This window comes from Streptomyces hesseae (genome assembly GCF_031845785.1).
GTDB lineage: Bacteria > Actinomycetota > Actinomycetes > Streptomycetales > Streptomycetaceae > Streptomyces > Streptomyces hesseae.
In genome coordinates, this window is the sequence record NZ_JAVRFI010000033.1 from 1 (window position 1) to 21,835 (window position 21,835).

General features: G+C 71.6%; 15 protein-coding genes and 1 pseudogene. 3 read left to right on the forward strand and 13 right to left on the reverse strand.

From position 1 onward, the window contains the following. Positions 1–30 precede the first annotated feature (30 nt). From serA to RM609_RS31535, 6 genes are all read right to left on the reverse strand, one after another. Positions 31–1,638, reverse strand: coding sequence for a phosphoglycerate dehydrogenase (serA, locus tag RM609_RS31510; RefSeq protein ID WP_311615580.1), 1,608 nt, complete (start codon positions 1,636–1,638; stop codon positions 31–33). A 277-nt stretch (positions 1,639–1,915) separates the two neighbouring features. Then, on the reverse strand, positions 1,916–2,917 hold the full coding sequence (gene ilvC, locus RM609_RS31515; protein ID WP_311615582.1) for a ketol-acid reductoisomerase: 1,002 nt from the start codon (positions 2,915–2,917) through the stop codon (positions 1,916–1,918). Positions 2,918–3,024: 107 nt separating this feature from the next. Continuing rightward, a complete protein-coding gene (gene ilvN / locus RM609_RS31520) occupies positions 3,025–3,549 on the reverse strand; it encodes an acetolactate synthase small subunit (protein ID WP_311615583.1) in 525 nt (174 codons plus the stop codon). Positions 3,550–3,630: 81 nt separating this feature from the next. Then, complete coding sequence (locus RM609_RS31525) at positions 3,631–5,514, reverse strand: acetolactate synthase large subunit (RefSeq protein WP_311615585.1); 1,884 nt, start codon at positions 5,512–5,514, stop codon at positions 3,631–3,633. Positions 5,515–5,740: 226 nt separating this feature from the next. Beyond that, positions 5,741–8,605 (reverse strand): putative bifunctional diguanylate cyclase/phosphodiesterase, encoded by a 2,865-nt coding sequence (locus RM609_RS31530; RefSeq protein WP_311615670.1) that lies wholly within the window; start codon positions 8,603–8,605, stop codon positions 5,741–5,743. Positions 8,606–8,994: 389 nt separating this feature from the next. Next, a complete protein-coding gene (locus RM609_RS31535; protein ID WP_311615587.1) occupies positions 8,995–9,957 on the reverse strand; it encodes a 2-hydroxyacid dehydrogenase in 963 nt (320 codons plus the stop codon). 73 nt (positions 9,958–10,030) lie between these two features. Between RM609_RS31535 and RM609_RS31540 the strand changes: the two genes are divergently transcribed. The 3 genes and pseudogenes from RM609_RS31540 to RM609_RS31550 all read left to right on the forward strand — a co-directional run bounded on the left by RM609_RS31540 (position 10,031) and on the right by RM609_RS31550 (position 12,502). Further along, positions 10,031–11,041, forward strand: coding sequence for an aldo/keto reductase (locus RM609_RS31540; RefSeq protein ID WP_311615589.1), 1,011 nt, complete (start codon positions 10,031–10,033; stop codon positions 11,039–11,041). Positions 11,042–11,209: 168 nt separating this feature from the next. Then, positions 11,210–12,306: pseudogene (locus tag RM609_RS31545) on the forward strand (PQQ-dependent sugar dehydrogenase). Between the two features lie 31 nt (positions 12,307–12,337). Next, the gene (locus RM609_RS31550; protein ID WP_311615591.1) at positions 12,338–12,502 is read left to right on the forward strand and encodes a DUF6191 domain-containing protein; all 165 of its coding nucleotides are present in this window, start codon (positions 12,338–12,340) and stop codon (positions 12,500–12,502) included. Between the two features lie 86 nt (positions 12,503–12,588). Here RM609_RS31550 and RM609_RS31555 read toward each other — a convergent pair whose 3' ends face one another. The 7 genes from RM609_RS31555 to RM609_RS31585 form a co-directional block, all read right to left on the reverse strand. Beyond that, complete coding sequence (locus RM609_RS31555; protein ID WP_311615593.1) at positions 12,589–14,883, reverse strand: MMPL family transporter; 2,295 nt, start codon at positions 14,881–14,883, stop codon at positions 12,589–12,591. 220 nt (positions 14,884–15,103) lie between these two features. Beyond that, entirely contained in the window at positions 15,104–15,700 is a 597-nt protein-coding gene (locus tag RM609_RS31560; protein WP_311615595.1) for an AMIN-like domain-containing (lipo)protein, read from the reverse strand. A 200-nt stretch (positions 15,701–15,900) separates the two neighbouring features. Next, on the reverse strand, positions 15,901–17,409 hold the full coding sequence (gene gatB, locus RM609_RS31565) for an Asp-tRNA(Asn)/Glu-tRNA(Gln) amidotransferase subunit GatB (RefSeq protein ID WP_311615597.1): 1,509 nt from the start codon (positions 17,407–17,409) through the stop codon (positions 15,901–15,903). Between the two features lie 25 nt (positions 17,410–17,434). Next, positions 17,435–17,695: a hypothetical protein gene (locus RM609_RS31570; RefSeq protein ID WP_311615599.1), complete on the reverse strand. Its 261-nt coding sequence runs from the start codon at positions 17,693–17,695 to the stop codon at positions 17,435–17,437. Further along, on the reverse strand, positions 17,692–19,185 hold the full coding sequence (gene gatA, locus RM609_RS31575; RefSeq protein ID WP_438828584.1) for an Asp-tRNA(Asn)/Glu-tRNA(Gln) amidotransferase subunit GatA: 1,494 nt from the start codon (positions 19,183–19,185) through the stop codon (positions 17,692–17,694). The genes RM609_RS31570 and gatA overlap by 4 nt, the downstream gene beginning before the upstream one ends. Positions 19,186–19,190: 5 nt before the next feature. After that, positions 19,191–19,487 carry an Asp-tRNA(Asn)/Glu-tRNA(Gln) amidotransferase subunit GatC gene (gene gatC, locus RM609_RS31580; protein ID WP_311615601.1) on the reverse strand — a complete coding sequence of 99 codons (297 nt, stop codon included), beginning with the start codon at positions 19,485–19,487 and terminating at the stop codon, positions 19,191–19,193. 188 nt (positions 19,488–19,675) lie between these two features. Beyond that, a complete protein-coding gene (locus RM609_RS31585; RefSeq protein WP_311615603.1) occupies positions 19,676–21,784 on the reverse strand; it encodes a putative bifunctional diguanylate cyclase/phosphodiesterase in 2,109 nt (702 codons plus the stop codon). Positions 21,785–21,835: the final 51 nt, after the last annotated feature.

Consider the following 21,835-nt stretch of genomic DNA (forward strand, 5'->3'; position numbering starts at 1 on the left):
GACCTGACGGCCTGACCCGTTGGGGGTGGGTCAGGCCGTCAGGTCAACCGCCCGCGCCGACGTCGCGCCGATCTCCTCCGAGATCTCCGCGAGCACCGACGACGGCACCGACTCGTCCACCGTCAGGGCGACGAGCGCCTCCCCGCCCTCCGTCGCGCGCGACACCTGCATGCCCGCGATGTTGATGCCCGCCTCACCGAGGATGCGCCCCAGCGTGCCCACGACACCCGGCCGGTCCATGTAGCGCAGGAAGGCCATGTGGTCCGCGAGCGTCAGATCCACATCGTGGTCGCCCACCGCGACGATCTTCTGAAGGTTCTTCGGCCCGGCGAGCGTGCCGGAGATCGACACCTCACCGCCCCCGGCGAGCGTGCCGCGCACGGTGACCACGTTGCGGTGGTCCGGCGACTCCGAGCCCGTGGTCAGCCGCACCTCGACCCCGCGCTCCTGCGCGAACAGCGGCGCGTTGACGTACGAGACGGTCTCGTCGACGACGTCCTCGAACACGCCCTTGAGCGCGGACAGTTCGAGCACCTTCACATCGTGCTGGGTGAGCTCCCCGTACACCTCGACATCCAGCCGCACTGCGACCTCGCCCGCCAGCGCGGTGAAGATCCGGCCGAGCTTCTCGGCCAGCGGCAGCGCCGGCTTGACGTCCTCGGCGATCACACCGCCCTGTACGTTGACCGCGTCCGGCACGAGCTCCCCGGCCAGCGCCAGCCGCACGGACTTGGCGACGGCGATGCCGGCCTTCTCCTGAGCCTCACCGGTGGAGGCGCCCAGGTGCGGCGTGGCCACGACGTTGTCGAACTCGAAGAGCGGCGAGTCTGTGCACGGCTCGGACGTGTAGACGTCCAGGCCGGCGCCCGCGACGCGCCCCTCCTTCAGCGCGGCGGCCAGCGCCGTCTCGTCCACGATGCCGCCGCGCGCGGCGTTGACGATCCGCACCGACGGCTTGACCTTGCGCAGCGCCTCGTCGCCGATGAGTCCCAGCGTCTCGGGCGTCTTGGGGAGGTGGACGGTGATGAAGTCGGAGGCCTTGAGCAGCTCGTCCAGCGTCAGCAGCTTGACGCCCATCTGGGCGGCGCGCGCGGGCTGTACGTAGGGGTCGTAGGCGACGACCTTCATGCCGAAGGCGGACATCCGCTGGGCGACGAGGACACCGATCCGGCCGAGGCCGACCACACCGAGGGTCTTCTCGGACAGCTCCACACCCGTGTACTTGGAGCGCTTCCACTCGCCGTTCTTCAGCGCCGCGTTGGCCTGGGGGATGTTGCGGGCGGTGGCGACGAGCAGGCCGCAGGCGAGCTCGGCGGCGGTGACGATGTTGGAGGTCGGCGCGTTGACGACCATCACACCGGCCTTGGTGGCGGCGGAGACGTCGACGTTGTCCAGGCCGACGCCGGCGCGCGCGATGACCCGCAGCCGCTTCGCCGCGGCGATGGCCTCGGCGTCGAGCCGGGTGGCGGAGCGCACCAGTACCGCGTCCACGTCGGCGAGAGCGGGCAGCAGCTGCGCGCGGTCGGCGCCGTCGCAGTGCCGGATCTCGAAGTCCGGCCCGAGGGCGTCGACGGTGGCGGGAGAGAGCTCTTCGGCGATGAGTACGACGGGCTTGTGTGCCGGGGTACGAGTGCTCACGTGGTCTCAGTCCTCACTAGTCCTTCGCGGACGGCCGTCCCGACGGCCGAAGGCGGTGAAGGGGGCAGCCGCGTGGAAGACGCACGACGCTGTGAGCCTGACGCGTTTGTGCTCCGCAGTGTATCGGTGGCGACGGCCCTGGCCAGCGCCGTTGCGTAAAACGTCACCCGTCGCGGCTGTACGCGGTGGACAAAGCCGCGAACACGGCAGCGGACAAAGCGGGTGGCGCCGGGCCGGACACTCCGGCCCGGCGCCGCCCGGGAGGCCCACTCGGGGACTACTCCTTGTCGTCGACCCAGCTCATCAGCTTGCGCAGCTTCTTGCCGGTGGCCTCCAGGAGGTGGTCCTGGTCGGCCTTCTTGTACTCGTTGTACTTGGGCAGACCGGCCTGGTACTCCTTCATCCAGTTGTTGGCGAAGGTGCCGTCCTGGATCTCGCCGAGGACCTTCTTCATCTCGGCCTTGGTGGCGTCGGTGACGATGCGCGGGCCGGTGACGTAGTCGCCCCACTCGGCGGTCTCGGAGACCGACCAGCGCATCTTCTCCAGGCCGCCCTCGTACATGAGGTCCACGATGAGCTTGAGCTCGTGGAGGCACTCGAAGTAGGCGATCTCCGGCTGGTAGCCGGCCTCGACCAGCGTCTCGAAGCCGGCCTTCACCAGCGCCGAGGCCCCGCCGCAGAGGACGGCCTGCTCGCCGAAGAGGTCGGTCTCGGTCTCCTCGGTGAAGGTCGTCTTGATGACGCCGGCGCGGGTGCCGCCGATGGCCTTGGCGTAGGACAGCGCGAGCTGGAAGGCGTTGCCGGAGGCGTCCTGCTCGACGGCCGCGATGCACGGGACGCCGCGGCCCTCCTCGTACTGACGGCGCACCAGGTGGCCGGGGCCCTTGGGGGCGACCATGCAGACGTCGACGCCGGCCGGGGGCTTGATGAAGCCGAAGCGGATGTTGAAGCCGTGGCCGAAGAAGAGGGCGTCGCCGTCCTTGAGGTTGTCCTTGACGGACTCCTCGTAGACCTTGGCCTGGATCGGGTCCGGGACCAGGATCATGATGACGTCGGCCTCGGCGGCCGCCTCGGCGGGGGTGACGACGCGCAGGCCCTGCTCCTCGGCCTTCGCCTTGGACTTCGAGCCCTCGTGGAGGCCCACGCGGACGTCGACGCCCGAGTCGCGCAGGGACAGCGCGTGGGCGTGGCCCTGGCTGCCGTAGCCGAGAACCGCGACCTTACGGCCCTGGATGATGGACAGATCGGCGTCGTTGTCGTAGAAGAGCTCGGCAGCCACGTGGGATATCTCCTTGATTCCGGTGTTCCGGTGGTACGTCCCACCGTATGACGGGTGGGCGGGGAAGAGGTTCGAGGGATCGGTATTCGGAATACCGAAAGACTGGATCAGGCGGAACGATCGAGGGCACGCAGGCTGCGGTCGGTGATGGACCGCGCGCCACGCCCTATCGCGATGGTCCCGGACTGGACCAGTTCCTTGATGCCGAAGGGCTCCAGCATCTTGAGCATCGCGCCGAGCTTGTCGCTGCCTCCGGTGGCCTCGATGGTGACGGCCTCCGGGGAGACGTCAACGGTCTTGGCGCGGAAGAGCTGGACGATCTCGACGATCTGGGAGCGGGTCTCGTTGTCGGCGCGGACCTTCACCAGGACGAGCTCGCGCTGGATGGCGGCGCTGTCCTCCAGCTCCACGATCTTCAGTACGTTGACGAGCTTGTTGAGCTGCTTGGTGACCTGCTCCAGGGGCAGCGACTCGACGTTGACGACGATGGTGATGCGGGAGATGTCGGGGTGCTCGGTCACCCCGACGGCGAGGGAGTCGATGTTGAAACCGCGGCGGGAGAACAGCGCGGCGACTCTGGTGAGGATGCCGGGGGTGTTCTCCACCAGGACGGAGAGCGTGTGCTTGGTCATGGGGTCGGCCTCGTGAGCCTCTCGTCTCGTGGGTCGATGGCGGTGGGTCGATGGCGGTCGGACTTCGTGTCGGACGTCGTGTCAGTCGTCGTCGATGCCGTCGAAGTCCGGGCGGACCCCGCGCGCGGCGAGGATCTCGTCGTTGGAGGTCCCGGCGGCGACCATCGGCCAGACCATGGCGTCCTGGTGGACGATGAAGTCCACCACGACCGGGCGGTCGTTGATGGCGTTGGCCTCGGCGATCACCTTGTCGAGGTCGGCGGGGTCCTCGCAGCGCAGGCCCACGCAGCCCATCGCCTCGGAGAGCTTGACGAAGTCGGGCACCCGGGTCCCGGCGCACGGCTCCGTGCCGGGCCCCGAGGCGGAGCCGCCGTCGGACACCGCGGACCCGGTGTGGAGCACGGTGTTGGAGTAGCGCTGGTTGTAGAAGAGGGTCTGCCACTGGCGGACCATGCCCAGCGCGCCGTTGTTGATGATGGCGACCTTGATGGGGATGTTGTTGAGCGCGCAGGTGACCAGTTCCTGGTTGGTCATCTGGAAGCAGCCGTCGCCGTCGACGGCCCACACCGTGCGGTCCGGGGCGCCGGCCTTGGCGCCCATGGCGGCGGGGACCGCGTAGCCCATCGTGCCCGCGCCGCCGGAGTTGAGCCAGGTGCGGGGCTGTTCGTAGTGGATGAAGTGGGCGGCCCACATCTGGTGCTGGCCGACGCCGGCGGTGAAGATGGTGTCCTTGGGGGCGAGCTCGCCGATGCGCTGGATGACCTGTTGCGGGGCGAGGCTGCCGTCGCCGGGCTGCTCGTAGCCCAGCGGGTAGGTGTCGCGCCAGCGGTTGAGGTCGGTCCACCATTCGGTGTAGTCGCAGGCGTGGCCGTCGGCCTGCTCCGCCTGGACGGCCACGATCAGATCGGCCAGCACCTCCCGGGCGTCGCCCACGATGGGCACGTCCGCGGTGCGGTTCTTGCCGATCTCGGCCGGGTCGATGTCGGCGTGGACGATCTTCGCGTGGGGTGCGAAGGAGTCCAGCCTGCCCGTCACCCGGTCGTCGAAGCGCGCGCCGAGCGCGATGATCAGGTCGGCCTTCTGGAGCGCGGTGACGGCGGCGACCGAGCCGTGCATGCCGGGCATGCCCAGGTGCTGCGGGTGGCTGTCGGGGAAGGCGCCCAGCGCCATCAGTGTGGTGGTCACCGGGGCGCCGGTCAGCTCGGCGAAGACCTTCAGCTCGCCGGTGGCCTGGGCCTTGAGCACGCCGCCGCCGACGTAGAGGACCGGGCGCCGGGCCTGGGTGAGCAGCTTCGCGGCCTCGCGGATCTGCTTGGCGTGCGGCTTGGTGACGGGCCGGTAGCCGGGCAGGTCGGTGTGCGGCGGCCAGGAGAAGACCGTACGGGCCTGGAGGGCGTCCTTGGCGATGTCGACGAGCACCGGTCCGGGGCGGCCGGTGGAGGCCACGTGGAACGCCTCGGCGATGGTGCGGGGGATCTCGGCCGGGTCGGTCACCAGCCAGTTGTGCTTGGTGATCGGCATGGTGATGCCGCAGATGTCCGCCTCCTGGAAGGCGTCCGTGCCGATGGACTTGGAGGCGACCTGGCCGGTGATGGCCACCAGCGGCACCGAGTCCATATGGGCGTCGGCGATCGGGGTCACGAGATTGGTGGCCCCCGGACCCGACGTCGCCATGCACACCCCGACCTTCCCGGTGGCCTGGGCGTAGCCCGTCGCGGCGTGTCCGGCGCCCTGCTCGTGACGGACGAGGACGTGGCGGACCTTCGAGGAGTCCATCATCGGGTCGTACGCCGGCAGGATCGCGCCGCCCGGGATGCCGAAGACGATCTCGGCGCCCACCTCCTCCAGCGACCGGATGAGGGACTGCGCTCCCGTGACGTGCTCGACGGTGGCGGGCTGCTGTGCCGCGCCGCTGCGGGGCCGCGGCTGCGGATGATGGTGGGCCCCGTTGGCCTGCTCTGTCATCGACATTCTCTTCTCGAAGGCTTTGGTTCGACGGTTTCGACGGATGACGACGGATGACTGGGTGATTCGGAAAACAAAAAACCCCTCGTGCCGTGAGGCAAGCGAGGGGAGCGCGCCGGTGTGGTCAGCAGGGCCTCATGGGCGGCCTGCTTCAGCCGACGCGCTTTCCAAGTACGAGAATTCGGGTGCGCATGAGGTCGACCCTCCCTCCGGTGCACCTGGGGTGTCAAGTGGGTGGGACGGGCGTCTCATTATTTGAGCGCAATGGAGCATGGGCGAGAGCCCCCGCGCCCCCCGCCACTCCGGAGCGTACGGGCAGGGCGCCCCCGACGAGCACCTGGTTTCCGCCGTCCATGGGATCACCCGGAAGGGTGGCGGACAGGGTGCCGGTGAGCAGGCCCGGCAGGGGGTAGGGGCCCCGGTCGAGGGCGTGTCGCAGCCGGTGCTCGTCGAGCGCGCCCGCGAAGGCCATGCCCTGGCCGTGGGTGCAGCCCATGGCGAGCAGGGCGCGGGCCTGCTCCAGGTCGTCCACGCCGTCGGCGACGGACTCCATGCCGAGGTCCCCGGCGATGCGCAGCAGCCCGGCGGTGATCTTGTGGAGGCGGGCGGATTCGGCCACTCCGTCGACGAGGCCGCGGTCGAGCTTGAGCACGTCGATGGGGAGGCGGCGCAGGGCGCTCATGGCGGCGTAGCCGGTGCCGAAGCCGTCGAGGGCGATGCGTACGCCGAAGCGGCGCAGGGAGATCAGCCGGCGCTCCAGCTCGTCGAGGGGCACGCGCGGATCGCTGCCGGAGAGCTCCAGGACCAGCGATCCGGAGGGCAGCCCGTGGCGCAGGATGAGGGCCTCGACGCTCTTGGGGGGCAGTGACTTGTCCAGCAGCCGGGCGGCGGACATCCGGACGTGCACGGGGACGGCGTGGCCCGCGAGGCGGCGCCGGCCGGCCTGCTCGGCGGCCCGTTCCAGCGTCCAGCGGCCGAGCTCGGCGGTGCGGGCGCTCTCGTCGCCCCGGTCCATTTCGGCCACGCGGAGGAATTCGTCCGGGGTGAAGAGGATGCCCTGGGCGGAGCGCCAGCGGGCCTGGGCGCCGACCGCGGTGATCCGGCCGGTGGCCAGCTCGACGATCGGCTGGTGGAGGAGGGCGAACTCGCCGTCGTGGAGCGCGGTGCGCAGCCGGGTGGCGAGCTCGGTGCGGCGCACCACGTCGGCCTGCATCTGGGGGGCGTAGAGCTCGACGCGGCCCTTTCCGGCCTGCTTCGCCCGGTACATGGCGAGGTCGGCGTTGCGCATCAGGGTGCCGGGGGTGATGTCGGGCTCGGCGAAGGCGACGCCGATGCTGGCGGCGACGCGCACCTCGGTGCCGCCCTCGACGAGATAGGGCTGGGAGAGGGTGAGCCGCAGCCGGTCGGCGACCTCCAGGATGCGGTACTCGCGGGCGGCGGGGTCGCGGGTGCCGTCGCCGATGATGAGGGCCGCGAACTCGTCGCCGCCGAAGCGGGCGGTGGAGTCCCCGGCGCGCACCGAGTCCTGGAGGCGGCGGGCGGCCTGGATGAGCAGTTCGTCGCCCGCCTGGTGGCCGACGGTGTCGTTGACGGCCTTGAAGCCGTCGAGGTCGATGAAGAGCACGGCCGTGCCGGCGTCGGTGACTCTCCGGCCGGCGAGCGCCTGCTGGACGCGCCTGGTGAACAGGGCGCGGTTGGGCAGGTCGGTGAGCGGGTCGTGCTCGGCGGTGTGCTGCAACTGGGCCTGGAGCCGGACCCGTTCGGTGACGTCGCGGCTGTTGAAGATCAGGCCGCCGTGGTGGCGGTTGACGGTGGATTCGACGTTGAGCCAGTCGCCGCTGCCGGAGCGGAAGCGGCACTCGATGCGGGTGGTGGGCTCCTCGGCGGGTGGCGCGGCCAGGAAGCGGCGCACCTCGTGGACGACGCGGCCCAGGTCCTCGGGGTGGATGAGCGAGGCGAGCTCGGAGCCGACGAGTTCCTCCGCGTCGCGCCCGTAGACCCCGGCGGCCGCCGGGCTGACGTAGCGCAGTATCCCGGTGGGCGCGGCGATCATGATGACGTCGCTGGAGCCCTGCACCAGGGAGCGGAAGTGGTTCTCCTTCTGCGCCAGTTCCTGGGTGAGGGAGATGTTGTCGAGCAGCATGATGCCCTGGCGTACGACGAGCGCCAGGACGACCGTGCAGCCGGTGAAGAGGACGACGCGGTCGACGTGGTGGCCGTCGAGGACGTTGTAGAGGATGCCCAGGGTGCAGACGGCGGCCGCGAGGTACGGGGTGAGGGCTGCGAGGGAGCCGGCGATGGGCCGGCCGGCGGGTGGGGCCTGCGATCGGCCGGGCCGGGCCGCGCTCTCGCGCTCCTCGCGGGCGACCCAGGGCGCGTAGGCCATCAGCATGTAGCCCGCGAACCAGCCGGCGTCGAGGATCTGCCCGGAGCGGTAGTTGGCCTGGAGCAGTGGCGAGGTGAACAGGGCGTCGCACAGGACGGTCAGCGCGAGGGCCGCGATGGCGGTGTTGATGGCGGAGCGGTTGGCCGAGGAGCGCTTGAAGTGCAGCGCCAGCACCATGGACACCAGGACGATGTCCAGCAGCGGATAGGCGAGCGAGAGCGCGGCGTGGGCGACGGTCTCGCCCGCGAAGTGCGCGGTGTGGGCGAGGGCCAGGCTCCAGGAGAGGGTCAGCAGCGAGCCGCCGATCAGCCAGGAGTCCAGCCCGAGGCAGACCCAGCCGGCCCGGGTGACCGGGCGGCGGGCGAGCACCAGCAGGCCGATGATGGCGGGCGGCGCGAAGAGCAGGAAGCAGAAGTCGGCCGGGGACGGGCTCGGCACGTGCCGGCCGAGCACCACCTCGTACCAGCCCCAGACGAAGTTGCCGAAGCCCGCCATGGCGGACGAGGCGGCGAACAGCAGCCAGGCGGGGCGGAACCGCGTGCTGCGGGTCCGCCCGTACCAGAAGCAGGAGGCCGCGGCGAGGCCGGCGGCGCCGCTCAGCCCGAAGTCGCCCATGGTGGCGGCGAGCTCGGGCGAGCCCCAGCCGAGGGCCGCCCCCGTCGCGTAGCCCCCGCAGACGACGGCGAGGAGGAGCTGCGGGAGCATGCCCGGCCCCCCGGCGGAGGCGGGCCGGCGCGGGAGCGCCGCTCCGGGGGCGCTCACCGCGCCGCCGCCCTCGGCGGACCGAACGGGGAGAGCCGTGGGAGCACGGCGGGCAGGCGGCGGAGCCACGGCCGGCGCGGTCGCCGGAGAAGCTGTGATCGGTGGCCCCGTCGCGTCGGGTAGATCGTCCATTGGCCGTCCATCGCCCGTCGCCCCCCTCGAGTTCCGGTCCTTCGCCGCCCTCTTGCCGTGCCCGGAGCGGCCCCCGTCGGGACGATACACCAGAGTCGTCACTCAGGGACATAGCTCATATACATAGCGTAACCAGCTGACGGATTACGAATACGCAGCGCATCCAAATGCTGTCTCTGCGTGCTACCGGCCTGTGACGCCTACGCCGTGGCTACGACATTCCGTAGAGGCTCGTCCAGTACGAATCTGGCCAGTTGATCGCGCAAGAGGGCCTTGGCCCGGGGCAGATAGGCCGAAGAAGGCCCACCCACATGGGGGGTGACGAGGACTCCGGGTGCCTTCCAGAGCGGGTGCCCGTCGGGCAGCGGCTCGGGGTCGGTGACGTCCAGGGCGGCGATCAGCCGGCCGCTCTCCAGCTCGGCCAGGAGCGCCTCGGTGTCGACGACGCCGCCCCGGGCGACGTTCACCAGGAGCGCGCCGTCCTTCATCCGGGCCAGGAAGCGGGCGTCGGCGAGCTTGGCGGTCTCGGGGGTGAGGGGCGTCGAGAGGATCACCACATCGGCGTCGGGCAGCAGCTCCGGCAGGTCCGACACCGGGTGGACCGGGCCACGGGCTGCCACGCGCGCAGAGCGCGCGACGCGCACGACCCGCGCGCACTCAAAGGGCGCGAGCCGGTCCTCGATGGCGGCGCCGATCGAGCCGTAGCCGACGACGAGCACCGACTTGTCGGCGAGCGCCGGGCGGAACTCCGGCCGCCACTCCCCCGCGTCCTGCGCCCGGACGAAGCCGGGAACGCCCCGGAGCGCGGCGAGCGTCAGGGTCAGGGCCAGCTCGGCGGTGCTCGCGTCGTGCAGTCCGCGCGCGTTGCACAGCCGGGTGCCGGACGGCAGCGAGGGAAGCTCCGGCAACAGGTGCTCCACACCGGCGGTGAGCGCCTGGACGACCCGCACCCCGCTCATCCGCGACAGCGGCCGGATCGACACTTCGGTGCCCTTCATGTACGGAACGCAGTAGAAGGCACAACGCGCCGGGTCGGTGGGGAAGTCGGGACCGCCGTCCCAGTGGGCGTATTCCAGGCCCCGGGGCAGGTCGTCGATCTCCTCCGGGGGGATCGGCAGCCAGGCCAGGGGGCGCGCGGGGGAACCGCTGTGATCTGCACTCATGTCTGGAGGCTATGCGAAGGGGCCCCGACGCCAGAGGTTAGTTTGGGGGCGAGGAACGGGAGGGGAACCGCGGGTGGAGCGCAGGACAATCGGTGCGACGGCGCTCGAGGTGGGCGCGATCGGCCTGGGGTGCATGCCGATGCACTGGGCGTACACCGCCTCCCAGCAGAGCGGGGAGGGCGCGCTGCGCACGGTCCACGCGGCCCTGGACGCCGGGGCCAGCCTCCTGGACACGGCCGACATGTACGGGCCGTTCACCAATGAACTGCTGGTGGGGCGGGTGTTGCGGGAGCGGCGCTCGGAGGCGTTCGTATCGACCAAGTGCGGGCTGCTGGTGGGCGACCAGCACGTCGTCGCCAACGGCCGTCCGGGCTATGTGAAGCGGGCGTGCGACGCCTCGCTGCGCCGGCTCCAGACCGATGTCATCGACCTCTACCAGCTCCACCGCCCCGACCCCGAGATACCCGTCGAGGAGACCTGGGGCGCGATGGCCGAGCTGGTCTCCGCGGGCAAGGTAAGGGCGCTGGGCTGGTGCGCCATCGACGCGCGGGCCCGGCGCAGGTTCGGCTCCTCGGCCGGGGCCGGGACGGGGATGTACGACACGACGATCGCCCTGCTGGAGCGGGTGCAGCAGGTCTTCCCGGTCAGCTGTGTCCAGGCGGAGCTGTCGGTCTGGTCGCGGGAGGCGCTGGACCGGCTGATGCCGTGGCTGTCCTCGCGGGGGGTGGGGCTGCTGGCGGCGATGCCCCTGGGGAACGGTTTCCTCAGTGGCACGCTCACCCCCGGTCAGGGCTTCGAGCCGGAGGACCTGCGGGCCCGCCACCCGCGCTTCACGGCGGAGATGATGGCCGCCAATCAGCCGATAGTCGCGGGCCTGCGGCGTGTCGCGGAACGGCACGACGCCACGGCGGCGCAGGTGGCCCTGGCCTGGGTGCTGGCGCAGGGCCGGCACGTGGTGCCGGTGCCCGGCACGAAGAAGGCCGCGTGGGCGGTGGAGAACGCGGCGGCCGCCGGACTGCGGCTGACCGCCGAGGACTTGGCGGAGATCACGGCACTGCCCCAGGCGATGGGGTCCTGGTACTGACGGGGTGAATCCGGGATCGGGGTGTATCAAGGAGGGGTGTCCCACTCACCCGAGAGGAACCCTTTCACCCGAGAGGAACCTTTTGCCGTGCACCTGTTCACCGGACACCTCCCCGGACCACGACACGTCCCCCGCCGCGTCCCCCGCCGCCCCGTCGTCACGGCGGCGCTGGCGGTCTCCGCGCTGCTGATCGTCACGGGCTGCTCCGGCGGCTCGTCCTCCGGCGGGTCCGGCTCGCCCTCCGGCACGGGCGGGGGCACCGCGTCCGCCGCACCCGCGCAAGGCTCCGCCGAGGTCGACCGCACGGTCGCCCGCAAGCTGGACTCGCCATGGGGCGTGGCCCCGCTGCCGGACGGCGATCTGCTGATCGGCTCGCGGAACACCGGCCGGATCGCGCGGGTCGCGGCGAAGGACGGCCGGCAGACCCCGCTCGGCACCGTCCCGGGCGTCGCGGCGGCGGGCGAGGGCGGGCTGCTGGGCCTGGCCCTCTCCCCCGGCTACGCCTCCGACCATCTGCTCTACGCCTACTTCACGACGGATTCGGACAATCGCGTCGCCCGGCTGCTGGTCGACGAGAAACGGCCGGAGGGACAGCGGCTCGGCGCGCCCGACACCATCCTGCGCGGCATCCCCAAGGGCCAGATCCACAACGGCGGCCGGATCGCGTTCGGCCCCGACGGGATGCTCTACGCCGGCACGGGCGAGGCCGGGCAGCGCGACCCCGCCCAGGACAGGGGCTCGCTCGGCGGCAAGATCCTGCGGATGACGCCCGACGGCCGCCCGGCCCCCGGCAACCCCTTCCCGGACTCGCTCGTCTACAGCTACGGCCACCGCAATGTGCAGGGCCTGGCCTGGGACGCGGACAAACGGCTGTGGGCCTCGGAGTTCGGCCAGGACACCTGGGACGAGCTCAACCTCATCGAACCGGGCCGCAACTACGGCTGGCCCGTGGCCGAGGGGAAGGCGCACAGGGCGGGCCTGACGGACCCCGTGGAGCAGTGGAGGCCCGCCGACGCCTCCCCCAGCGGCCTCGCCTACGCGGCGGGCTCCCTGTGGATGGCCGGGCTGCGCGGCGAGCGCCTGTGGAGGATCCCGCTCCGCGGCGCCGCGCCCGCCGCCGCCCCGAAGGCCTTCCTCAAGGGGAACTACGGGCGGCTGCGCACGGTTGTTCCAACGGGCGACGGCGGGCTGTGGCTGACGACGAGCAACACCGACGGACGGGGCCGGCCGACGACGACCGGCTGCTGCGGCTGAAGGTGACCTGACGGTCGCCGGACGACCGACGGAGGGACCGATATGTTCAGCGTCTTCGAGGAGATCTTCGCCCCCGGACGGAAACACACCCAGGAGGAGCGGGAGCGGCTGGAGCTGACGCGCGACGACACCGGGGACGCGGACCCGGCCAAGGGCCCGATAGACCTCGACTCCGGCGTCGTGGTCATCCGGGCCCGGCAGGGCTGACGCGCCGGACGCCGCCCTCGCCGGCCCGGTCGGGCTCTACGCCTCGCAGGCGGCTTCAAGGCGGCGTCAAGGCGGTGGAGATCGACTCAGGCGGCTACGACGTCCTTGCCCACCCGCTCTTCGGCGACCGCATCCGCGTCGAGAAGGGCCGACGGGTCGTCTTCGGCCCGCCCGTCGAGATCCGGTCCGTGCTGCTCACACGCTGACCCCTCGCGCGCCCCCGCGAACGCGGGAACCCGCTCAGGCGGCTCGATGCTGATGCGCGGAAGGGCGCGCTCCAGCCAGGCCGGCAGCCACCAGTTGGCGCCGCCCAGCATGTGCATCAGGGCCGGGACCAGCAGCGTCCGCAGGACGAAGGCGTCCAGGGCCACCGCGGCGGCCAGGCCGACGCCGAACATGGCGATCACCCGGTCGCCGCTCAGCACGAAGGCCAGGAACACCGAAATCATGATCACGGCCGCCGAGTTGATCACCCGGCTGGTCTCCGCCAGGCCCACCCGGACGGCCCGGCGGTTGTCGCGGGTGGCCAGCCACTCCTCGTACATCCGGCTGACCAGGAACACCTGGTAGTCCATCGACAGCCCGAACAGCACCGAGACCATGACCACCGGCAGGAACGGCTCGATCGGCCCCCCGCCGCCGAGGCCCAGCCGCTCGCTGCCCCAGCCCCACTGGAAGAGGGCGACGATCAGTCCGAAGGAGGAGGCCACGGCCGCGATGTTCATCGCGGCGGCCTTCAGCGGTATCCCGATGCTGCGGAAGGCCAGCAGGAGCAGCAGACAGCCCAGTCCCACCACGGTGCCCACGAACACCGGCAGCTTGCCGAGGATGACCGCGGCGAAGTCGTCGTACGCCGCGGTCATGCCGCCCACGCGGACGTCCAGGCCGGTGCCCTCGGTGGCCTTGGGCAGCACGGTCGTCCGGAGCCGGTCGACGAGGTCGCTGGTGGCGCGGGACTGCGGGGACGTCGTGGGCACGACGGTGATGACGCCCGTGTCGCCGCCACCGCTGAGGACCGAAGAGGTCACGGAGGCGACGCCGGGGGTGTGCCGGAGGGTGTCCGGCAGCTTGTTGAAGGCGAGGCTGTCGGCGGCGCTGTCGAGGGGAGCGACGAGCGTCAGCGGCCCGTTGACGCCGGGGCCGAAGCCGCGGCCCAGCATGTCGTAGGCCTGGCGGGTGGTGGAGCTCGCCGGGTTGTTGCCCTGGTCGGAGGTGCCGAGGTGGAGGGCGAGCGTCGGGAGGGCCAGGATCAGCATCACGGCGGCGGCCGCCGCGCCCAGCAGCTTCGGGTGGCGCTCGACGAAGGCGGACCAGCGGGCGGCCAGACCCTTGGGGTGCTCCTCCGCCCGGGGGCCCTCGTGGGCGAGGCGGCGGCGCTCGCGGCGGCCGAGGGCCCGGGGTCCTATCAGCCCCAGCAGGGCGGGGAGCAGGGTGATGGAGGCGGCGACGGTGAGGACGACGGTCAGCGAGGCGGCGATCGCCACGCCGTTGAGGAAGTCCAGGCGCAGGATGAGCATGCCCAGCAGCGCCACGCACACGGTGCCGCCGGCGAAGACCACGGCGCGCCCGGTCGTGGCGACCGCCCGTTCCGCCGCGACGGGCACGGGCAGCCCCTGCCGCAGCCCCTTGCGGTGGCGGGTGACGATGAACAGGGCGTAGTCGATGCCGACGCCGAGGCCGATGAGCGTGCCCAGCATGGGGGCGAAATCGGCCACCTTCATCAGATGTCCGAGCAGCACCGTGCCCATGGCGGCGGTGCCCACGCCCACCAGGGCCGTCGCTATGGGCAGCAGGCTCGCGGCGAGCGAGCCGAAGACGACGAAGAGCACCACGGCCGCGACCGCCACGCCGATGATCTCGCTGAGATGGCCGCTCGTGGTCTCGGTGCCGGCGACGCCGCTGCCGCCGAGGGCCACCTGGAGGTTGTCCGAGGCGGCCGCGCGCGCGGTCTCCACGACCCGCTTCACCTGGGCCTTGTCCGGCTCTCCGCCCTTGGCGACGAAGGTCACCGAGGCATAGGCGGTGTGCCGGTCCTGGCTGATCCCGGCCGCGCCGCCGCTGCCGTACGGGCTCTCGACGGCGGCCACTCCGGGCAGCCGGGCGATCTCATGGAGGGTCGCGGTCATCCGCTGCTGGACGTCGTTCGCGCGGACCGTGCCCCGGCCGGTGTGCCAGACGATCTTGTCGTCGCCGCTCTCGCCGGGGAAGGCCTTCTCCAGCAGGGCGGTCGCGCGGGAGGACTCCGTGCCGGGGACGCCGTAGTCGTTGGAGTAGGCGGAACCGCTCAGCGTCGCCGCGGCGGTGGTCCCCGCGAGGGCCACGAGCCACAGCACGATGACGGTGAAGCGGCGGCGGAGGCACCACCGGGCAAGTGAGGTCATGAACTGCTTCCCGGGTATCGCGACGATCTCGCCGGGGAGACGACCCGTGCATGTCGACCGCTGAGCAGTGGGGGGATCTGGCAAAGGCCCCAACCGAGGGGGCCTCCGGCCGACCACTGTGACAGCAGCAAAAGATCCTTTGTCTCTTTTGTGGGCTATACCACATACGGCCCGGGATTATGCCCTCGTACGACTGGACCGGTGAGGCCGGACGACCGGGTCAGCGGAAGCCGCGCCAGCTGTGCGCGACGTCCACGACCAGGCGGTTCCCGCTCTGGAAGACCCGGAACGGCAGTCGCTCGCGCACCCCTACGGCCACCTGGGTGTCGCCCTCGAAGCTGGCGCCGAAGCGGGTGTCCTGGAAGGTGCGGTAGCCGCCGAGGTCGACCTCCGGCAGCGGCTGCCCGGCCTTCCCGTCGTACGTCCGCTGCATGGTGGCGGGGTCGTAGCTCGGCGCGGCGACCCGGACCTCCAGGATCGCGCCGCCGCGCACGGGGATGACATCGCCCGAGCCGTCCTGCTGGAACTGGTCGACGTAGCGGACGTGGAAGCCGATCGGGCGGCCGGCGCCGGGCCCGAGGAGGTCGAAGACGAGGCGGTCGTAGCAGTCGTGGCTGCCGGCTCTGATGTCCCGCAACGGCTTGTGCCAGGGGATGGCGCTGTCCTTCGGCAGGCTCCCCCACTCCACGGCCGAGCACCCGGCCGCGGGAGGGGTGGCGGCCTGTGCCTGCGCAGCCGTCCCGCCCGGCGCCACCCCCATCGTCATACCCGCTCCCACCAGCAGGAACGCGGCCAGTCCGATACGCGACCGTCGCATGGAGAACCCCCAGCCCTCGAGTGCGGGCACGCCGACCGGCCCACTGACGGGGATCATGCCGGACCGTTTCGCCCGATGGGGGGCGTACGGGCGAATTCCGGCCAACGGGGGCCCATCACCGGTAGCGGACACGGCGACGGCCGCCCCTCCGAGGAGGGACGGCCGTCGTGACGCGTTGACGCGGGGAGAGCTCTGTGGGCTCAGCCCTCGACGCCGAGCTTCTCCAGGATCAGCTCACGGACGCGGGCCGCGTCCGCCTGGCCGCGCGTGGCCTTCATGACCGCGCCGACGAGCGCGCCCGCCGCCGCGACCTTGCCCGAGCGGATCTTGTCCGCGATGCCGGCGTTGGCCGCGATGGCCTCGTCCACGGCGGTGCCGAGCGCGCCCTCATCGGAGACGATCTTCAGACCGCGCTTCTCGATGATCTCGTCGGGCTCGCCCTCGTCATTGACGACGTGCTTGATGACCTCACGGCCCAGCTTGTCGTTGAGCGAGCCCTCGGCGATCAGCGTGGCGATCCGGGCGACCTGGGCCGGCGTGATCGGCAGCAGGCCGAGGCCGATGCCCTCCTCGTTGGCGATGCGGGACAGCTCGCCCATCCACCACTTACGGGCCGACGTGGCGTCCGCGCCCGCCTCGATGGTGGCGGTGATCAGGTCGACCGCGCCGGCGTTGAGGATCGACTGCATGTCGTGCTCGGAGACGCCCCACTCCTCGCGCAGCCGGTTGCGGCGTACGCGCGGCAGCTCGGGCAGGCCCTTGCGCAGCTCCTCGACCCACTCGCGCGCGGGGGCCACGGGCACCAGGTCCGGCTCGGGGAAGTAGCGGTAGTCCTCCGCCTCCTCCTTGACCCGGCCCGACGTCGTGGAGCCGTCCTCCTCGTGGAAGTGACGGGTCTCCTGGATGATCGTGCCGCCGTCGTTGAGAACCGCGGCGTGCCGCATGATCTCGAAGCGGGCGGCACGCTCGACGGAACGCAGCGAGTTGACGTTCTTCGTCTCGGAGCGCGTGCCGAACTTCTCGGCGCCCTTGGGCATCAGCGACAGGTTGACGTCGCAGCGCATCTGGCCCATCTCCATACGGGCCTCGGAGACGCCGAGCGCCTTGATGAGCTCGCGCAGCTCGGCGACGTACGCCTTGGCGACCTCGGGGGCGCGCTCGCCCGCACCGGTGATCGGCTTGGTGACGATCTCGATGAGGGGGATGCCGGCGCGGTTGTAGTCCAGCAGGGAGTGCTGCGCACCGTGGATACGGCCAGTGGCACCGCCCACGTGGGTGGACTTGCCGGTGTCCTCCTCCATGTGGGCGCGCTCGATCTCCACGCGGAAGATCTCGCCGTCCTCCAGCTGGACGTCCAGGTAGCCGTTGAAGGCGATGGGCTCGTCGTACTGGGAGGTCTGGAAGTTCTTCGGCATGTCCGGATAGAAGTAATTCTTCCGGGCGAAGCGGCACCACTCGGCGATCTCGCAGTTCAGCGCGAGACCGATCTTGACGGCCGACTCGACGGCGATGCCGTTGACGACCGGGAGGGAGCCGGGCAGGCCGAGGCAGGTGGGGCACGTCTGCGAGTTGGGCTCGGCGCCCAGCTCGGTGGCGCACCCACAGAACATCTTGGTCTTGGTGCCGAGCTCGACGTGCACCTCGAGACCCATGACGGGCTCGTAGGTGGCAAGCGCCTCGTCGTACGACACCAGTTCAGTGACGGTCACGGAAAACTAACCTCTCAGTCCCTGCTCAGCCCGCGAGGACGTCGTCGCTGTTCATACGGCGCAGCTCGCGGACGAGCAGGGCGACGCCGGTGACGATGGCGGCGGCGGAGACCACCGCGTCGACGAGCTGGAGAGTGTCCTGCTCGCCGCGCGCCTTCTTGGCCTGCTTGGCGACGCTGATGGCGCCGAACAGTGTGGTGCCGATGGACAGATACGTGCCGGCCTTGGACTTCTTGAAGCCCTTGGCCTTCTTCAGCGCGCCCGACTTGCTCTGTTCGATGCTCACAGTGCCGGTGCCTCCTCGAGAATCGGGTGGCCCCAGCGCTCGGTGAACGCGGCCTCGACCGCGGCACCGACCTTGTAGAGCCGGTCGTCCTTCATGGCGGGAGCGATGATCTGGAGACCGACCGGCATGCCGTCCTCGGGGGCGAGGCCGCAGGGCAGCGACATGGCCGCGTTGCCCGCCAGGTTGGTCGGGATGGTGCACAGGTCGGCGAGGTACATCGCCATCGGGTCGTCGACGCGCTCACCGATCGCGAAGGCGGTGGTGGGCGTGGTCGGCGAGACGATCACGTCCACCTGCTCGAACGCCGCTTCGAAGTCGCGCGTGATGAGCGTGCGGACCTTCTGCGCGGAGCCGTAGTACGCGTCGTAGTAGCCGGAGCTGAGCGCGTAGGTGCCGAGCATCACACGGCGCTTGACCTCGGGGCCGAAGCCGGCCTCACGGGTGAGGGCGGTGACGTCCTCGGCCGAGCGGGTGCCGTCGTCGCCGACGCGCAGGCCGTAGCGCATGGCGTCGAAGCGGGCCAGGTTGGAGGAGCACTCGGACGGCGCGATCAGGTAGTACGCGGCCAGCGCGAGGTCGAAGGACGGGCAGTCCAGCTCGACGATCTCGGCGCCCAGCTCCTTGAGGAGCTCGACGGACTCGTCGAAGCGCTGGAGCACACCGGCCTGGTAGCCCTCGCCGCGGAACTGCTTGACGACACCGACGCGCATACCGGCGACGGAGCCGTTGCGCGCCGCCTCGACGACCGGCGGGACCGGGGCGTCGATGGAGGTGGAGTCGAGCGGGTCGTGGCCGGCGATCACCTCGTGCAGCAGGGCCGCGTCCAGGACCGTACGGGCGCAGGGGCCGCCCTGGTCGAGGGAGGAGGAGAACGCCACCATGCCGTAGCGGGAGACCGCGCCGTAGGTGGGCTTGACGCCGACGGTGCCGGTGACGGACGCGGGCTGGCGGATGGAGCCGCCGGTGTCCGTGCCGATGGCGAGGGGCGCCTGGAAGGCCGCGAGGGCGGCGGAGGAGCCGCCGCCGGAGCCGCCGGGGATCTTGGTGAGGTCCCAGGGGTTGCCGGTGGGGCCGTAGGCGCTGTTCTCGGTGGAGGACCCCATGGCGAACTCGTCCATGTTGGTCTTGCCGAGGATGACGACGTCGGCGTCCTTCAGACGCTTGGTGAGCGTCGCGTCGTACGGCGGGATCCAGCCTTCGAGGATCTTGGAGCCGACGGTGGTGGGGACGCCCTTGGTGGTGAAGATGTCCTTCAGCGCCAGCGGGACGCCGGCCAGCGGGCCGAGCTTCTCGCCGCGCTCGCGCTTGGCGTCCACCTCACGGGCCTGGGCGAGCGCGCCCTCGCGGTCGACGTGGAGGAAGGCGTGCACCTTCTCGTCGACGGCCTCGATACGGGCCAGGTGGGCCTCGGTGACCTCGACGGCCGTGAGCTCGCCGGAGGCGATCTTCTCGGCGATCTCGGCCGCGGTGAGCTTGATCAGGTCTGCCATCGTGGTCAGTCCTCCCCCAGGATCTGCGGCACCTTGAAACGCTGCTGCTCCTGGGCGGGGGCGCCGGAGAGCGCCTCCTCGGGGGTCAGCGACGGGCGGACTTCGTCCGCACGCATGACGTTGGTCAGGGGCAGCGGGTGGGAGGTCGGCGGTACGTCCTCGTCGGCCACATCGGAAACGCGGGCGACCGCGCCGATGATCACGTCGAGCTGTTCGGCGAAGTGGTCGAGCTCTTCGTCCTTCAGCTCCAGACGCGACAGCCGGGCGAGGTGGGCGACCTCCTCGCGCGTGATGCCAGGCATGCAGCGATCCTCAAGGGTGGTTATCGGGCGTGTGGTTTTCGCCCCAATCCTATGGCGCGGGGGAGTGTGCCCGCGAAACGGTTTCGCTTGGCGCTTTGCCTGTGGCGGTTTCGGGGGGCCGGGGGCGGTGCGGCAGCGCCGGATCGGTACGGCGTGGCTGATCGCCGTGGCGGCGGGCGGCCCGGCCGTCAGGTCACCGCGTCCTCCTCCGCCGGGGCCGGGGTCGGGGCCGGGGTCGGCGCCGTGGTCAGTGGCTCCTCGCGGCGGACGCCGGATTCGCGGAGGCGGAGCCAGGCCGTGGTCTCGTCCGGCGGCATCGCCGCCGCGACGAGCCAGCCCTGGACCGCGTCGCAGCCGAGGTCGCGCAGCCGTTCCCAGGTCTCGTCGTCCTCGACGCCCTCGGCGACGACGAGGAGGCCCAGGGAATGGGCGAGGTCGAGCGTGCAGCGGACGATCTCGGCGTCCTCGTTGTCGATGGCGAGCCGGGCGACGAAGGAACGGTCGATCTTCAGCTCGCTGACCGGGAGGCGCCGCAGGTGGACGAGGGAGGAGTAGCCCGTGCCGAAGTCGTCGAGGGACATCTTCACGCCGTGGCCGGTGAGCCCGGCCAGCGTGTCGGCCGCGCGCTGCGGGTCCTCCAGCAGCACGTGTTCCGTTATCTCCAGCTGGAGCGCTCCGGGGGGCACGCCGTGCCGGGCGAGGCGGGCGGCGACGGAGCCCGCGAAGCCCGGGGTGTGGACGTCGCGCGGGGAGACGTTGACCGCGACGGGGACCTCCAGGCCCATGGCCCGCCACTTCGCGACCTGGCCGAGGGCGGTCTCCAGGACGTACTCGGTGAGCCGGGGCATCAGGCCCGACGATTCCGCGATCGCGATGAACTCGTCCGGGGAGACCCGGCCCCGCTCGGGGTGGACCCAGCGGACCAGGGCCTCCAGGCCCTCGACATGGCCGTCGAAGCCGACCTTGGGCTGGTAGTGGAGCTCGACCTCGCCGGCGTCCAGCGCGCGGCGCAGGTCGCCGAGGAGGCCGAGGCGGTCGGGGGTGTTGCCGTCGCGGCGGGCCTCGTAGACCTCGACGCCGCTGCGGTCGCGCTTGGCCTGGTACATCGCCACGTCTGCCCGGCGCAGCAGCCCCTCCGCGTCCAGGGCGTGGTCGGGGTAGACGGCGACGCCGGCGCTGGCCTCCAGGACGAGGGTGAGCCCGTCCAGGTCGAGGGGGGAGCCGAGGTCGGCGACGAGCGTACGGGCGATCCGCTGGGCGCTGGTGAGGGAGTCGGCGGTGGGCAGCAGCACGGCGAACTCGTCGCCGCCGAGGCGGGCGGCCTCCGCGCCCCGGGGCAGGGCGAGCCGGAGCCGTTCGGCGATCTGGAGGAGCAGCCGGTCGCCGGCGAGATGACCGAGGGTGTCGTTGACCGACCGGAAGCGATCGAGGTCGATCAGGACGAGCGCGGCGCGGGCCCCGGCCCGTTCGGCCTCGTCCAGGGCGCTCCAGGTGCGTTCCAGCAGCCACTGACGGTTGGGCAGTCCGGTGAGGGGGTCGCGCAGTTGTTCCTCGGCGCGGGCGCGGGCGATCCAGAGGGTGGAATCGAGGGCGATGAGGGGGACCGCGAAGAGGGGCAGGAGGACGGGCGAGTGGTCGGCGACGACCGCGATCAGCGGGGCGATGCCGAGCAGGGCGATGCCGACGAGGGCCTGCCGCATCAGGGCGGTGCGGGCGATGCTGGTCAGCGCGGCGCGCGGGGCCATGGACCACCAGAGCAGCGCGCGGGTGACGGCGAGGTAGAGGAAGGCGGCGAGGGCGATCCTGGGGGCGTCGGAGAGCCGCCAGGTGTCGGGCAGCCAGGGGCTCTCGACGCCGGCGGTGATCCCGCAGGCGGCGAGGCCGAGACCGGCGGCCGCGATGCCGAGGATGTCGACCGCGCCGTGGAGTAAGGCCTGCCGCCATCGGTGGCGGCGGGCGGTGGCCACCAGGGTGACGACCGCGATGCTGATCAGCACGGCCGGGAGCCAGCCGTAGAGGAGCAGTACGGCCAGGGTGAGGGCGGCACCGGATCCGGTGCCGCCCCACCAGCGGTCCCGGCCGAGGGCGACGAGATGGGCGACGATGAGCGCGGTGAGGGTCGCGAGCGACCAGCCGACGGTCTGGCCCGGGAAGAGGGCCCGGCCCGAGGCGACCGCCCGCAGTACGCCGACGGTGAGTCCGAGCGCGGCCAGGGCCACGCAGACCGTCGGCAGGCCGGGCGGGGAGAGCCGCCGCGGCCGCGATGCCGGTTCGGCGCTGTCGGTGGTGGGTTTCATGCCCGTCCCTCTCACAGCCGGCGGTGCCCGCGCCACGGCAGGCGCACATCT